This window comes from Verrucomicrobiota bacterium, assembly GCA_016871535.1.
Classification (GTDB): Bacteria; Verrucomicrobiota; Verrucomicrobiia; order Limisphaerales; family SIBE01; genus VHCZ01.
Genome location: VHCZ01000155.1, coordinates 1 through 14,910, shown reverse-complemented (window position 1 = coordinate 14,910; position 14,910 = coordinate 1). Strand labels below are relative to the sequence as shown.

12 protein-coding genes are annotated in these 14,910 nt (G+C 60.6%); 5 read left to right on the top strand and 7 right to left on the bottom strand.

Annotation, left to right across the window (positions count from 1 at the left end):
* From FJ398_18240 to FJ398_18225, 4 genes are all read left to right on the top strand, one after another.
* Nucleotides 1-182 (top strand): flagellin (locus tag FJ398_18240; protein MBM3839871.1); only part of this gene is annotated, 182 nt, incomplete at its 5' end.
* 123 nt (nt 183-305) lie between these two features.
* Nucleotides 306-2,378: a tetratricopeptide repeat protein gene (locus FJ398_18235; protein ID MBM3839870.1), complete on the top strand. Its 2,073-nt coding sequence runs from the start codon at nt 306-308 to the stop codon at nt 2,376-2,378.
* A gap of 299 nt (nt 2,379-2,677) precedes the next feature.
* Complete coding sequence (locus FJ398_18230) at nt 2,678-4,462, top strand: tetratricopeptide repeat protein (protein ID MBM3839869.1); 1,785 nt, start codon at nt 2,678-2,680, stop codon at nt 4,460-4,462.
* 318 nt (nt 4,463-4,780) lie between these two features.
* Nucleotides 4,781-5,440: a leucyl/phenylalanyl-tRNA--protein transferase gene (locus FJ398_18225; protein ID MBM3839868.1), complete on the top strand. Its 660-nt coding sequence runs from the start codon at nt 4,781-4,783 to the stop codon at nt 5,438-5,440.
* Between the two features lie 47 nt (nt 5,441-5,487).
* Here FJ398_18225 and FJ398_18220 read toward each other — a convergent pair whose 3' ends face one another.
* The 3 genes from FJ398_18220 to amrB all read right to left on the bottom strand — a co-directional run bounded on the left by FJ398_18220 (nt 5,488) and on the right by amrB (nt 8,865).
* Nucleotides 5,488-6,288, bottom strand: coding sequence for a DUF1559 domain-containing protein (locus FJ398_18220; protein ID MBM3839867.1), 801 nt, complete (start codon nt 6,286-6,288; stop codon nt 5,488-5,490).
* A gap of 262 nt (nt 6,289-6,550) precedes the next feature.
* The gene (gene amrS / locus FJ398_18215; protein MBM3839866.1) at nt 6,551-7,654 is read right to left on the bottom strand and encodes an AmmeMemoRadiSam system radical SAM enzyme; all 1,104 of its coding nucleotides are present in this window, start codon (nt 7,652-7,654) and stop codon (nt 6,551-6,553) included.
* A gap of 371 nt (nt 7,655-8,025) precedes the next feature.
* Nucleotides 8,026-8,865: an AmmeMemoRadiSam system protein B gene (gene amrB / locus FJ398_18210; GenBank protein ID MBM3839865.1), complete on the bottom strand. Its 840-nt coding sequence runs from the start codon at nt 8,863-8,865 to the stop codon at nt 8,026-8,028.
* A 352-nt stretch (nt 8,866-9,217) separates the two neighbouring features.
* Between amrB and FJ398_18205 the strand changes: the two genes are divergently transcribed.
* Nucleotides 9,218-10,672 carry a sulfatase gene (locus FJ398_18205; GenBank protein ID MBM3839864.1) on the top strand — a complete coding sequence of 485 codons (1,455 nt, stop codon included), beginning with the start codon at nt 9,218-9,220 and terminating at the stop codon, nt 10,670-10,672.
* 196 nt (nt 10,673-10,868) lie between these two features.
* Here FJ398_18205 and FJ398_18200 read toward each other — a convergent pair whose 3' ends face one another.
* The 4 genes from FJ398_18200 to FJ398_18185 form a co-directional block, all read right to left on the bottom strand.
* On the bottom strand, nt 10,869-11,741 hold the full coding sequence (locus FJ398_18200; protein MBM3839863.1) for a type II secretion system protein: 873 nt from the start codon (nt 11,739-11,741) through the stop codon (nt 10,869-10,871).
* 213 nt (nt 11,742-11,954) lie between these two features.
* Entirely contained in the window at nt 11,955-13,118 is a 1,164-nt protein-coding gene (locus tag FJ398_18195) for an alanine--glyoxylate aminotransferase family protein (GenBank protein ID MBM3839862.1), read from the bottom strand.
* A gap of 155 nt (nt 13,119-13,273) precedes the next feature.
* A complete protein-coding gene (locus FJ398_18190; protein ID MBM3839861.1) occupies nt 13,274-13,726 on the bottom strand; it encodes a hypothetical protein in 453 nt (150 codons plus the stop codon).
* A 125-nt stretch (nt 13,727-13,851) separates the two neighbouring features.
* The gene (locus FJ398_18185) at nt 13,852-14,622 is read right to left on the bottom strand and encodes a hypothetical protein (protein ID MBM3839860.1); all 771 of its coding nucleotides are present in this window, start codon (nt 14,620-14,622) and stop codon (nt 13,852-13,854) included.
* Nucleotides 14,623-14,910 lie beyond the last annotated feature (288 nt).

Below are 14,910 nucleotides of genomic sequence, written 5' to 3'. Positions count from 1 at the left end.
GCGAGCAGTTGGTGATCCTGAACGAGAATCTCTCGGCGGCCAACAGCCGGATCAAGGACGTGGATGTGGCGGAAGAGAGCACGCAGTTTGCGAAGTACAACATCCTGGTGCAATCGGGCACGGCGATGTTGGCGCAGGCGAACTTGCTCCCGCAATCCGCGCTCCGGTTGCTCGGCGGTTAGAGCGCTTCACGCACTGGTCAATCCAGTGTTTATTCTCCAGGCGGCACTTCGTAGTGCCGCCTGTTTCATTTTTCCATATCCAAACGAGCGCCCCTTTGTTATCAGAGTTCGGAGAAGCTGGCTGTGAGCGAACGAGTTTCAATTCCTCCCATCTCACTTCTGCAGTCCGCACTGGCTCATCACCAACACGGCCGCCTGGACGAAGCAGAAGACCTGTATCGTCAGGTGCTGGACCGACAACCTCGTCATCCCGATGCGCTTCGGCTCCTGGGTGTGCTCTGCCGTCAGCGCGGGGATCTGCACAACGCCCGGCAATGGCTCGAACGCGCCCTGGCCGTTCAACCGCAGATTGCCGACACGCACCACGATCTCGGGTTGGTCTGGTTCGAGTTGCGCCAGTACCGGGAGGCCATCGCCCAATACAAGAGCGCCATCGAAATCCAACGTGAATTTCCGGAAGCGCTCTACAACCTCGGCAATGCTTACTACGCCTTGCGTGATCTTGAGAAGGCGGCCGCCTTTTACCAGGAAGCCGCCGATCAGCAGCCGGCGTTGGCGGAGCCGCATTTCAACCTGGGTTTGCTCGAACAGGACCGGGGCAACGACGCGGCGGCAATTCGGCATTACGAACGCGCGCTGGCGATTCGCCCGGATTACCCGGAAGCGCGGCTGAATTTAGGTTTTGCGCAAAGCAATCTCGGCCAATTGGACGCGGCCTCCGCGAATTACCTCAAAGCCCTTGAACTGCGGCGCGACTATCCGGAGGCCTGGCTGAATCTGGGTTGCGTGCGCCAACGCGAAGGGCGAACGACCGAAGCGGAAACTTGCTTCCGGCAAGCCGTCGTGCTTCAACCCGACAGCGTGGCCGCGCGTCTCAGTCTGGCGATGGCGCTGGACGGCCTTGACAAAGTCGAGGAAGCCGAAAGCGAAGCCCGGATCGCCGTCTCCCTGGCGCCGGAGAATCCTCGCGCCCATTCTTCCCTGGGAGCTCTGTTGCTGCACAAGAATCGACGCGACGAGGCCATCGAGTGCTCGAACCGGGCGCTGCGCCTGGATCCAAACTTCGTTCCCGCGCACGTGACGATCGCGCAGGCGTTGCTGATTCAAAACAAGTTGGAAGAAGCCGCGCGGCGCTGCGAAATGATTCTGGCCCTTGAACCGGCCAACGTGGCGGCGCTGACTTGCCTCGGGGTCGCGCGCACCCGGCAGCGCCGGGCCTGGGAAGCGCTGGTTTCCCTGGAGAAAGCGGTGAGCTGCAACCCGCGCGATTCGGACGCGATGATCAACCTGGCCATCTGCGAGCTGCTCTTGGGGCGGTTCGTTTCCGGCTGGAAACATTACGACGCGCGCTGGACGACGCAGATGACCTTCTGTGTGCCGCGCCGCTTCTCCCAGCCTCAGTGGCACGGCGAACATTTCGCCGGCCGCACGTTGCTCCTCTACGGCGAGCAAGGGTTCGGCGATACGATTCAATTTGTCCGCTATGCAACATCTGTCGCCGAACGCGGCGGGCGAGTCATCCTGGAATGCCAGACTTCACTCAAAACTCTTCTGCAATCGGTCGCGGGAATCGACCAGGTCTTCGGCTACGGAGAGCCGCTGCCGGCCTTCGATTTCCAGGCGCCGCTCTTGAGCTTGCCCGCGGTTTTTCGAACCACCGTCGAGACCATTCCAGCCGAGGCGCCTTACTTGCGGCCGCGCTCGGTGGGTGCGCGGAAACTGGCCTCGCTGCCTGATAAACCTCTGAAGGTCGGGCTGGTGTGGTGCGGTTCGCGCAGTCAAAACCATGACCCTCGGCCGGTTCCGTTCGGCAATCTCGAGCCGATTCTCACGCTGGATGGAATCGCCTTTTACAGTTTCCAAACCGGCGAGAACGCTGATGAACTCCGGCCATCCCGTTTCGCGAACCGTGTCATCGACTTGAGCGGGGAGATGGGCGATTTTTCGGCCACGGCGGCTCTGCTGGATCAGTTGGATCTGGTAATCAGCATCGACACCGCGTTGGCGCACCTGGCCGGCGCCATGGGGAAAACCGCCTGGGTGCTGCTTCCCTTTGCCCCGGATTGGCGTTGGGGTCTGGAAGGTGAGACCTGCCCGTGGTATCCGGCGATGCGCCTGTTTCGCCAGGCCCGGTTTGGCGATTGGTCCGACCCGATCCGGGAGGTTGCGGACCAATTGCGTGGAAGGATTGCTTGATCTCCGTGTGTAATGACGAGACTGCTGCCCTCTCGATGAACTTGGTGGGGCTGCGTTGCCGCGCAGCCGGTCTTCAGTCGATGCGGCGGCACAGCAGCGCCGCCCTACCATCGATGGGTTCATGGGGAGTGTGCATGTCGTCGTCGCCAATGCGGCTTCACATGCGCCTGACGGTAGGGCGAGCCTGTCCCCAGCGAGCTGAGTCGGACGCGTTCCAGGCGCGTCGAGCGGTTCGCCGGGACGGACTCGCCCCACCGGCTTCATGACGCGTGAGTATGGCCGACACCCTCTAATTCACCATGCCTTTTCAAGCCTCCGATCCATCCGGTCCTGACCCATTCGCCGAAGCGGAACGCCTGCTCGGCGCGGGCCGGATTGAAGAGGCCAAGTTCAAGCTCCACCGCTTGACTCAGCACCCGGAACACGGTGCCGCCGCTTGTTTGCGATTAGGCCAAATCTACCGCCGCGAACGTCAGGCGCTGGAATCCATCGAATGGTTCCAACAGGCAGCCAAGGCCCAGCCCGACTGGGCGGAGGCCCATCACGAACTGGCGCTTGCGCTGTTGGATTGCCAGAGGGCGCAGGAAGCCGTGGCCAGCCTTCAGCAAGCGCTGGCCCTGGACAAAGCCCATGCCGGCGCGCGCCGGACTCTGGCGAATTTGCTCCAGGCCGCCGGACATTGGCGCGAGGCCGCGCAGGAATATGCCGAGTTGCTCCCGGTCCAACCCAACGATCCCACGCTGTTCCAACAATTCGGCCTGTGCTGTCAGGAACTCGGCGAATTCCAACTTGCGGAAAAGGCTTACCTGAAAACGCTCCACTTCGGCCTGGATTCACCGGAACTCCAGTTCAATCTGGGGGCGACGCGCCTTAAGCTCGGACGGCCACTGGAAGCGATCTCCACCTTTCAAAAGGCGCTTCTGCAGGATCCGCTCCTGACCCTGGCCAATCTTGGAATGGCCAACGCGTATCGGCAATTGGGCGATTTGGATTCCGCGGAAGCCTGCTTGCGGCGGGAACTCGAAATCAATCCGAATTGCGCGGATGCCGCCGTGAACCTCGGGGTCCTCCTTCATGAACGGCATCGCGTGGGCGAAGCGATCGGCTGCTACAAAAAGGCGATCTCGCTCAACCCGCATCATCCGATCTTGCGCTGGAACTTCGCCATCGCGTCGCTTTTGGCGGGCGATTTCAAGACCGGCTGGAACGAGTACGAATGGCGCTGGCAAGTGAAACACAAACCGAAACCCAAATTCCCGCAGCCGGAGTGGGACGGAAGCGACTTGAACGGGCGCGCGCTCCTGCTCTATGCCGAGCAAGGTTTTGGCGACACGCTGATGTTTGCCCGTTACGCGCCGCTGGTGGCCCGGCGCGGAGGCCGCGTGGTCATGCAATGCCAGCCGCCGCTCAAACGCCTCCTGGCCGCCATGCCGGACCTCCAGGTCGTTGCCGAAGGAGAGCCGTTGCCGCCTTGCGACGTCCAGGCGCCGCTCATGAGTTTGCCCCGGATTTTCGGCGCGGCCCTCGACGCGGAGCATCGCTGGGAACCTTACTTGCGCGTGCCGCCTGAGACGGACTGGAAACTCCCGGCGCATGACGCCACGAAGATCAAAGTCGGCCTGGCGTGGGCCAGCAACCCGCATCACCCGGTGTCCTCGCAGAAATCCGTGGCCCTGGCGCGTTGGGAACCGGTCTTGAGCGTTCCCCACTGCGAGTTTTTCAGCCTGCAGATAGATCCCGACCCCAGCGCCACCGCGGTCATGCAAAGCCGGCCCAACCTGCACGGGCTTCCGGCGCGCTTCGGGGACTTCGCCGACACCGCCGCGGCAATCTCGCAATTGGATTTGGTGATCAGCGTGGACACAGCCGTCGCGCATCTGGCGGGCGGGCTGGGTCACCTTGTGTGGGTGTTGCTGTCGTTCAGCGCGGATTGGCGGTGGTTGCTGAAGCGGCGGGATAGTCCCTGGTATCCGACGATGAGCCTGTTCCGCCAACCGCAGCCCGGCAATTGGGACGCGGCGATCTCCGAGGTCGCCACGCATCTGACGGAGCTTTCCGCGCGCATGGCTCACGAGCGGCGTTGAGTTGGAACGATTCAGAACCAATGGGGAGCGCACGCGCCCCCGCGTGCTGGAGGCGGCGCCTGCGCCGACTCCGGTCTTCCGTGCGAAAAAGCGATCTTCTATGAGATGTCTTCGACGCCCCGGCCGGCGATGGCGCCGGTCTCTGTTTAGTAGCGTAGCGCAGATTTGTAATCTGCCGTATCGCGGAATTGCATTCCGCTTGGCGCTGACTCGTTCGAGCGCTCTGGAACCTGTCAGCGCATTGCCGATTGCAAATCGGCGATACAGCAGAGTGCAACTCTGCGATACGTGAGATTTGCTTCTACCACGCCTGTTGTCCTGGGTCGGCGCCTCTGGTTCCCGGACCCGAATGAGGCCATCCATACCCAGCGCGTCAATGGCCTGGTCGCAGTCGGAGGCGAGCTCTCGGTCGAACGGCTTTTGCTGGCGTATCGGAGCGGCATTTTTCCGTGGAGCGTGGACCCTATCACCTGGTGGTCGCCGGATCCGCGAGGCATTTTCGAGCTGGATCGCTTCCACGTCTCTCGAAGCCTGGCGCGGACGTTGCGAAGGTCGGTGTTTGAAGTCACCGTGAACCGCGCGTTCCGTGAAACCATGGAAAGCTGCGCAGCTTCATCGCCAGGCCGGCCTTCGACATGGATCAGCTCGGAATTCATCCGAGCTTATGGCGAACTGCATCGCCAAGGCCACGCGCACAGTGTGGAATGTTGGCGTGGGGGTGAACTGGCCGGCGGGATTTATGGCGTGGCCGTGGGAGGGTTGTTCGCAGGCGAGTCGATGTTCCACCGCTGGCCCGACGCATCGAAGGTCGCCCTTCATCACCTGATCCAGCGGCTGCGCGATCGTGGCTTCGTGTTGTTCGATATTCAGATGGTGACCCCTCATACAGAGCGGCTGGGAGCGATCGAGGTCCCGAGGCGGGAGTATTTGCATCGACTGAAATCAGCCTTGGACAAGAACTGCGTTTTCTGTCCCTGAAGCTCTGACAAAGCTCCGCAAGAGCGCCGCGCCACCGGCACCGAAACCTACTGGAAGAACTCGATGTGCGGCTCGTTGTCCGTGTGCCAGCGCTTGACCACATCCGGATTCAGGTCCAGCAGCGCCTTCCGGTAATCGACTGCTTCCACGTGCGCGTCGCCAATCAGAATATTCATTTTCTTACGGTGCCGCGAACTGGCGTCGCGCGCATTCGGGCTCGGCCCCTGGCCGGAATCCAGCGTGGAATAGAGCCTCCGAGACAACAATTCGAGGCCCACGAGAAGAACACGCCTTTTTTGGGACAAGGTCGAAAAGGAATCGGCGGCGATGATCATGTCGCTGGGGACCTTGACGGCGTTCTGCGGGGTAGGGACTTGCATCAATTCGCCGGGTCCCACGAATTTTCCCGCCAAACCGAACTGAAGAATGTCATTCGTGTCCGCTGATCCACAGTTGTAACCATAACTCCCGATGGATCCATAGATCACCGCCCGATCGACGCGGCCATCCTCCACGCCGCCTTTGTAGCTGGGGCAGCGAAAGAGGTCATTTGTCCAGGTCTGGGTGGTGTAGGGGCGAATGTCGTCATACCACTTCGATCCTTGCGGTTTCGTGGCGCTGACGGTCGAGCCGATCAGAGGATAGAAATCGAAATCATCCACATAAAGTTGGAAGGCGAACCCCATCTGCCGGAGGTTGCTCATGCAGCGCGTCTGGCGCGCGCTCGCTTTGGCCTGCGTGAGCGCCGGCAACAGCAGGCTGGCCAGAAGGGCGATGATGGCGATCACGACCAGCAGCTCGATCAGGGTGAACGCGCGCGGGGCGGGACGCGGAACAAGCTTTTTCATTTTAACTCTCGTGACGCTGCCGGGTCTTGCGCGACACATCCGATGTTTCCCTGAACACTAATGCCTTGTCGAGAAAACTCAACCCAGGCAGCCAGGCAGGGCGAGTCGAGCTTCTCGGCAAGGCCCACCAAATGGTAGGGCAGACCTGCCGGTCTGCCGATTCAATGATGTGAACGCATGTTGGATGCCTGCCGCGGTGTCCAGGTGGATCAGACGCTTTGTAATTGGAGGCCGCTACAACGCTTTTGGTTCCGCCGCACCTTCAAATCCCCGGCCGGATGAAGATTCTCTGACGTCGGCGTCCCCAGTGCCCCGGCGTCGGATCGAAATGGCCTGCCAGCGGCGCGCCGCAGAACGTGCAGCAGCCGTCGCCGTCCAGATTCCACTCGTCCAGTTCATGCCAGTCGCGCTCGATCAGAAGGCGCTGGCAATGGGAGCAGTAAGTCGATTGCCCTTTGGCGTCGTGAACGTTGCCCGTGTACACATAGCGCAAGCCGGCCTTCAAGGCTTGCAGCCGGGCGCGACCGAGGGTTGCGGCCGGCGTGTGGGTGGTCTCGAGCATTTTGAAATCGGGATGGAAGGCCGTAAAGTGCAGCGGAACGTCCGGGCCAAGGTCCTTCCTGAACCAATCGCACAATTGCGCGATCTCCGCTTCGGAATCGTTCTGGCCCGGGATGAGCAAGGTCGTGACTTCGAACCAAACGTTCGATTCGTGCTTCAGCCAGCGCAGCGTGTCCAGCACCGGCTCGAATTCCGCAAAACAAAGCTTGCGATAGAACTGCGCCGTGAACGCCTTCAAATCGACGTTGGCGGCGTCCATGTGTGCGTAGAAGTCTTTGCGCGCTTCCGGCGTAATATAGCCGGCGGTCACGGCCACGGTTTTGATCCCGCGAGCATGAGCGGCTTTGGCGCAGTCGATGGCATACTCGGCGAAGATCACGGGGTCGTTGTAGGTGAAGGCGATGCTGCGGCATCCGGAGCGAGCGGCGGCTTCCGCCACGGCGTCGGGGGAAGCCCAATCCACGAGCTTGTCGGTCTCGCGGGCTTTGGAGATGTCCCAGTTCTGGCAGAAGCGGCAACCCAGGTTGCAGCCCGCGGTTCCAAACGACAAGACGCTGGTGCCTGGATAGAAATGGTTCAGCGGCTTCTTTTCGATGGGATCGATGCAAAAGCCCGAGGCGCGGCCATAGCTGGTCAAGACGATCCCGCCGTCGCGTTCCTGGCGGACAAAACAAAACCCGCGCTGGCCCTTGCCGAGCTTGCACGCGCGCGGGCAGAGATCGCACTGGACGCGACCACTCGCGGTCGGGTGCCACCATTCGCCGCGCACCACACCGGGCGCGATCAATTCTCGGCTCCTGATCATGGACAGAATCGCGTCATGAACCGTCAATCAGGTTACCACGGATGGACACGGATGGACACAGATGAAATGAGTCGCTTGAAACACAGCAAAACCCAGCGGTGCATCCGCGAGTTTCGATGGCTGTAGCGCAGATTTGAAATCTGCTGTATCGCAGGATTGCATCCTGCGGCGGCGTCGGCAGGCCAGGGTGCGTCTAATGGCCGATGCGCGGCCGATCTCAAATCGGCGATACGGCAGAGTGAAACTCTGCGCTCCAAGGTACCAGCTCAGAAGCCCTCGGCAAACTTGGGGATGCACTGGATTTTGAGGCGCATCTGATTGGTCGAGACTGATGAATTCGCGCCAATCCGCGAAATTCGTGGCACACTGATTCAAGCAGCCTCAGAAACCGCCGCCGCCGCATAGCCGACCACCGACGTGTAGTCAGCCGAGACATCTCCCGATGTCGCGTAACGCAGGATGTTCACCCGGCTCGCGCCCAGGGCTCGAGCGGCCCAAAGCACCGCCGCGATGGCGCCGCGTCCGCACGCGTAACCGACGCCTTCGTCTTGCGCGCTCACCACGCCTTCAGGATCGAAGCGCTCGAGGCGCCGCAACACTTCGCCGTCGAGCGTTTGCGCGACGTCTTGCGGATAAAAATGGGAAAGATCCGAACTGGCAACCAGCACGCAGTCTCTCTCCCGCAGCGCTTCGGCCAAGGCTTTGCCCAGCGCTTCGGCCACGTTGAGGTGCTGGTTCACGATCATGATGGGCAGGAGGAGGAAATCTCCGAAGATGCGCTGCAAGAACGGGAGTTCAATTTCCACGGAATGCTCCGGATCTTCCCGAACGCGCGTCAAGCCGTAGCCCAGTGTGTCCTTAAGCGAGTGGTGAACGTGGTCCAGGGCTTCTCGGTCCACTTTCACCGGACCCAGCGGCGTCTCATAGGCTTCGTGCCCCGACGTGAGCAACGGCGCAGTGTGCAAATGGTGCATGGGGCCGATCACAGCGACGATTTTGGGGTTCAATCCGCGCAGGCAGTTGAAGGAATAGCCGGCCACGGGGCCTGAGTAGCGCAAACCAGCGTGCGGGGCGAGAACGGCCCGAGGTCGGCCTGGCGGAGCGGAACCTTCGGCCGCCGCGACCGCGAGATGTTGATCCACGAGTTGGGCCAGGGTCTTGGACTGACTCGGATACCACGTGCCGGCGATGGGGGAAGGTCGAATATCCATGCGCGTTTGCCTCAAGTCGTGCTCAGGCTGGCCGTCTTGTTCAGTTTCTTCTTAGCGCAGACCGACCTGCCTCACAAGCTTGAAGCGCTTCGTCTCCGGCCCTCACTCGGTTGATTCAAGAGGAGCGCGAGCAGCTTGCCCGCGAGTGGCTTCTGTCCAGATCTTCAGAAACGCGCGGGCACGGCTGCTCGTGCTCCTTTCGCCGATTCTTGAATCAGCTGTGCGATCTCAAGGACGTAGCGCGGATTTTCAATCGGCCATTCCTGCGTGCTTCCGGCTGGCCTTCTGCGCTGCATTCGGCAAATTGTTCCCACGCTGTGATCAGATCCGCAACTCACCCACCATTCAAATCATGCAACGGTGCGACCATTGCCTTATGAAGAATCTCGCCCACCGAATCAGCTTTCTCGCCTGGTTTTTGCTCGCGCCGCTTGCCATCGCCGCGGCGCCAAAGGCAACCCCAAACTTCGTCCTCATCTACGCTGACGACATGGGCTATGCCGACGTCGGTGTCTATGGCGCGAAGGGAATTCAGACGCCGAATCTCGATCGCATGGCCGCCGAAGGAATGCGGTTCACGAGTTTCTGTGTCGCGCAAGCGGTATGTTCCGCCTCGCGCGCGGCGTTGCTGACCGGATGCTATCCGAATCGCATCGGAATTTTTGGCGCGCTGGGGCCGGCATCGAAGATTGGAATTCACTCGAACGAACTCACGCTCGCCGAGGTGTTGAAGGGGCGCGGTTACGCGACCGCGATTTACGGCAAATGGCACCTGGGCCATCATCCTCAATTCCTGCCGACGCGCCACGGCTTCGACGATTACTTCGGACTGCCTTACTCGAACGATATGTGGCCAAACCATCCCTCCGCCAAACCCGGCACTTACCCGCCGCTGCCGTTGATCGAAGGCGAGAAGATCACCAACGCGAACGTGTCCTCCGAAGACCAAACGCATCTCACAACCTGGTACACGGAGCGCTCGGTCCAATTCATCGAGAACAACAAGGATCGTCCGTTCTTTCTCTACGTCCCGCACAACATGCCGCACGTCCCGCTGCACGTGAGCGACAAGTTCAAAGGCAAATCCGCGCGCGGGCTTTATGGTGACGTCATCATGGAGATCGATTGGTCGGTCGGCCAGATTCTCGGCGCACTGAAGCGGCACGGGATCGATGAACGGACGTTGGTGGTCTTCACTTCAGACAATGGACCGTGGCTGCTCTATGGTGATCATGCCGGCTCGGCCGGCCGGCTGCGCGAAGGCAAAGCCACGGCGTTCGAGGGCGGCGTGCGCGTGCCGGCTCTCATGCGCTGGCCGGGAAAGATACCGCGCGGAAAGGTCTGCGACGAGTTGGCCGCGACCCTCGATATCTTGCCCACGTTCGCGAAGCTGGCCGGCGCGATGCTGCCCAGGGACCGAATTCTCGACGGCAAGGACATCTGGCCGCTGCTGTCGGGCCAGTGGGGCGCGAAATCGCCGCACGAGGTGTATCTTTACTACTGGAGCCAGCATTTGCAGGCCGTTCGCAGCGGCAAATGGAAGTTGCATTTCCCTCACGCTTATCCGAGGCCCGCGCCGCCCGGAGGCCGGGCCAAGCCGGGAAAATATGCGAACGAATCGATTGGCCTCGAGTTGTTCGATTTGAAAAGAGACCCCGGCGAAAAGGTGAATGTCGCCGCCAAACATCCCGGCGTTGTCAAACGTCTTCAAGCCTTGGCCGAGCACGCTCGCGAGGATCTGGGCGATTCGGAAGCCAAGCGCAAAGGGAAGAATGTTCGCCCGGCCGGCGTAGTCAGTAGTCAGTGATCAGTAGTCAGTAGTCAGTAGTCAGTGGCGTGCAGAAAAAAGTAGCCCCGTCAGCGCGGCATCATCGCCTTTTGAAATCGGCTCCTGATCAGAGCCGGAGTTTCGGCGCCTGGGAACGACCAGGATGCCGCCCCGCCGGGGCTTAAAGTATCAACGCCTGTCCGTCGCGAAATCCTTCGACGCTATTCGTGCGGTCTCAGATGCCCAACCGGCTCGACGTGCGCTCGGCGAGCCAGATCATGTCCTGATTGTTGGGCGAGGCGACGTTCAACTGCAAACTGTTGTTGTTCCGGACCGGAGGTTTGCTGCGCGGATCTTTCCAAACCTTAATCTCTGCGTGGCCGTCCGCGAACGAGATTCCACAAGCGCCGTTGTGGTAGCTGGCCGGAAAATCAATGATCCGTGCCTGGGCCGAATTCTCCACCATTTGATTGGCGAACCCGCCCGCGTTGATGCTGTCCGGATGTTCATCCAGCAGGACGTAAAGCTTTGCCGGAGGCGGATCGACCATGTCCGCGGTCTTGTAGTAGGTTCGGTAGCGCTTGTGCCCTTCGTTATAACTCCCCGGCGGAAGCCAGCCACCCGGGCCGCCGAGCGCCTGGCTCATCCCCATGCTGCGCACGCGCGAAACGCGCGCGCCGCGGATGTTCACGTAGCTGAAGTCGGCCGGACATTTGTAGATATCGACCTCCGTCAAGTAAGCGGCGAACTTGGATCGATTGGGATCGCGAAGAATCAGCGTATTGGTGTTGGCCGAGTTGCTGGCGTTGAAATCCAGCCAGCCATCCACCCAGGCCGTGGGCTCCACCGGGTTTTGATATGCGGAGGAAGTAATCTTGTCGCTATTGTCGTCGGCGTAGAAATGCCACGCGTACTGCAACTGCTTCAAATTGCTCATGCACTTGATCCCTTGCGCTTTGGCCTTCGACTTCGAAAGCGCGGGCAGCAGCATGCTCGCCAGGACCGCAATGATGGCGATGACCACGAGCAATTCGATCAGAGTGAAGCCGCCGACGAAGACGTGCGGGGCAGGGCCGACTCGGACATACGCGGGTTGTTCGGTTTGCATAACGCGTCAGGTCATTCGGTCAGCGCTAGAGTTCTTAAAAGCGCTTCTGGATTAAGTCAAACTATAGTTGAGAAACCCGGCCCCGCAAAGCGCAGAAAAGCCTGTGCGTTGCAAAACACACCGGGAGCAGAGCGTGGCGAAGCCGAAACCGAAGCTGTTAAAACGCTAAAAGGTTAAATCGTCAAATCGGTGAAAGAAACCCCGAGATGCGGTTCACGACCCCGCCGCGGCCAGGGCCGCTTCGACATCGACCTTGCGCCCGCCGTCTTTCAGAATCTGGCCGAGGGCGCGGAGAAACGCTTTGACGTTTTCCTTCGTGGAGGTTTCGCCCATCAAACCCACGCGCCAAATCTTGCCCTTGAGCGGACCCAGGCCGGCGCCAATCTCGATCTTGAAATCAGACAAGAGCCGCTTCCGAACCGCAGCCTCCTCGACGCCTTCCGGCACTGTGACGGTGTTCAGTTGCCAGAGTTGGTGGCCTTCCTGAGCCGCCAGGCTCAAACCTAGCGCCGCCAGACCCGACTTGAGCGATTCATGATTTTGCTGATGCCGGCGGAAGCGCCGTTCCAGGCCTTCTTCCAGAGTCAGCCGCAGCGCTTCGTGCAGCGCGTAGTTCATCGTGATCGGCGCCGTGTGATGATAGACGCGCTCCTGGCCCCAGTACGAGGACAACAAATTCACGTCCAGATACCAGCTTTGGACTTTCCGTTTGCGCTGCGCCGCGGCTTCGAGCGCCCGCTTGCTCAAGGACACCGGCGCCAAACCCGGCGGGCAACTCAAACACTTTTGCGTCCCGCTATAGACCCCGTCCGCTTGCCAGGCATCAATTTTCACGGCACAGCCACCGAGGGAGGTAACGGTGTCCAGGACAAACAAGGCGCCGGCCTCATGGGCGAGACGAGCGATTTCCTCGACGGGCGTGAGCGCGCCGGTGGAAGTTTCGGCGTGAACCACTGCGACCAGCTTGGGCCGGCGTTGTTTCAGAGTATCCGCGATCTGCTGCGCCTCGATGATGCGGCCCCAGGGCGCTTCGACTTTGGTGACTCTGGCGCCGCAACGTTCGGCCACCTCAACCATGCGCGTGCCGAACACCCCGTTCACCCCGACCACCACTTCGTCGCCCGGTTCAATGAGATTGACGAAGCAGAATTCCATGCCGGCGCTGCCGGTGCCGCTGACCGGGAAAGTCATTTCATTCTGCGTTTGGAACACGGCACGCAACATCCCTTTGATCTCCTCCATCATCTGCACGAACGCGGGATCGAGATGGCCCACGAGAGGACGCGACATGGCTTGGAGCACGGACGGTGCGACGTTGCTCGGCCCCGGCCCCATCAGCAGCCGAGGCGGGGGTTGAAAGGACTTCGGTGTTTGCATGACGCAGAAGAATAGGTCCCGCACGATTCTGGGGCAACGAATTTGCGAATTTACGAACCCCCCGTGAACAATGGTGGATCTTTTTGAGACACGAATTTCACGTATTGGCGCGAAGGGAAAGCAGCCATGGCCACCGCGCCATGCACACGGTCTGATCAGTAAGGCCCCGCAAATCCCACCAGCAGCCGTTTGGACTTCTCCGCGAAAAGCCAGGCGTCGCTCACGTTGCAATAAACTGCCGGCTGAAGATAGATCAGCAGAAAGCCCATCTCATGGACCTCTCCGCCGTATCGTTTGCAGGCCAGGCCGTGGGCGAACTCGTGCGCCGTGATCATCAGGAAAATCATCAGTGAGATGATCGGGATCGCGGAAAACGAGAAGAGCTGCACGAGACTCTCCCCTTCGCTTGCCAGCGACTGAACACGATCCCGAATGCCGCCAGAATCGAAAGCGCGGAGAGGACCAGAAAGTACGAAGTAAAGAAGAAGCCTGCCTTCCCGATCAACCGGTTCGAAAGTCAGATCGCTGCGCAGCTTCGGCAGCATGTTGGCAGCAATTCTCAGATTGAGTTCGGTAGGGCGAGCCTGTCCCCAGCGAGCCGCATCCAACGTGTTCTCAACACGTCAGACACGGCTCGCCGGGACGGACTCGCCCTACCGGGAACCGTTCGAGGCGGGTTGGGGGCCTACGCTCGTATCGTCACTTGTGTTTTTCTCGTGCGCTGTTAGTGCGACTACAGATTCCCCGCCACATGCACTCGGCCTAGTCCGAACTGGTCGCCCACGCGGACGACCTTGCCGTTGCGCAGGTGGACCTCGATAAACTTCGAGCTGGCGAACGGCTGTCCGTTTTCATCCTTGAGCGTGGCGACGACTTTTTTCGTGCGCACGTCGATCACGTCCGGCGTGTGCGCCCAGGCATATCGGCCATCGAGACTGAAGGTCACCCAGCCATGGCCGCCCATGCTCAGATCCACATGCGTCTTCTCCTTTGGCGGCATCACCGTGGCGTCGAAGACAAACAGGCTGTTGTGGGCCTGCACATTGACGCGAATGCGCTTCAGCAGCGTGCCGTCTTTGGCATCCACCACGAGAAAGCCACTGTCGTCCCCGCGATACCACCAGCCAGTCGGAACGTAAATCTTCGTGCCGTCGGGTGTGATGCACGCGCGATCGCAGCCCGCGTCATACGTGCGATCCCAGACGATCTTCTCCGATTCGAGATCGAAGCACCCCATGCGGCGGCTCGTGGTCGTGTAATAGACCGCGTGCGTCGTCGCGTTCCCGACAAAGCCGCGCAACCCTTCTTTGAAGATAGGAATGGTGATCCGCCGCACGAAGCGGTGGCCGTTGTCGATATCGAAGATCAGGATGCCTTCGCTGGAGCGGCCTTCGGTTTGCGCCCCGTCGGGCGTGCTCAAGTAAAGGTAGCGCTTCACGCCGGACTCGGCGGCCGTGGCGCTGAGGGTAAGCAATGACAGAAGAAGCAGAGGAAGGGTTTTCATGCGGGGAGTGTTGTCCCGCCCGTCAAGCCGGCAGGCTCAGTCCGGACCCGGAGATCACAGCGCAACTAATATAACAGGAGAAAACAGAGCAAACAGAGACAGGCAAGCCAAACCCTGGTTGCTGGTTCGGACCATTTCGGTTACCCAAAAGTGGGTAACTGATATGATTCGGTGTCCGCGAGGATTTGTTGACCAAATTTGTTCTTGGTTCCGGCTTTCGCGGTGGTGCTCGCAATGGCGAGCACTTCGGGAAAGCCCGCCGGAACTTGCTGTGCGACCTCGAGGTTG

What these genes read in the sequence shown, in the direction of transcription:
- amrS (MBM3839866.1), bottom strand. Translation starts at nt 7,654, where the DNA reads ATGATCAGGAGCCGAGAATTGATCGCGCCCGGTGTGGTGCGCGGCGAA.
- FJ398_18185 (MBM3839860.1), bottom strand. Translation starts at nt 14,622, where the DNA reads ATGAAAACCCTTCCTCTGCTTCTTCTGTCATTGCTTACCCTCAGCGCC.
- amrB (MBM3839865.1), bottom strand. Translation starts at nt 8,865, where the DNA reads ATGGATATTCGACCTTCCCCCATCGCCGGCACGTGGTATCCGAGTCAG.
- FJ398_18205 (MBM3839864.1), top strand. Translation starts at nt 9,218, where the DNA reads ATGCAACGGTGCGACCATTGCCTTATGAAGAATCTCGCCCACCGAATC.
- FJ398_18220 (MBM3839867.1), bottom strand. Translation starts at nt 6,288, where the DNA reads ATGAAAAAGCTTGTTCCGCGTCCCGCCCCGCGCGCGTTCACCCTGATC.
- FJ398_18195 (MBM3839862.1), bottom strand. Translation starts at nt 13,118, where the DNA reads ATGCAAACACCGAAGTCCTTTCAACCCCCGCCTCGGCTGCTGATGGGG.
- FJ398_18230 (MBM3839869.1), top strand. Translation starts at nt 2,678, where the DNA reads ATGCCTTTTCAAGCCTCCGATCCATCCGGTCCTGACCCATTCGCCGAA.
- FJ398_18200 (MBM3839863.1), bottom strand. Translation starts at nt 11,741, where the DNA reads ATGCAAACCGAACAACCCGCGTATGTCCGAGTCGGCCCTGCCCCGCAC.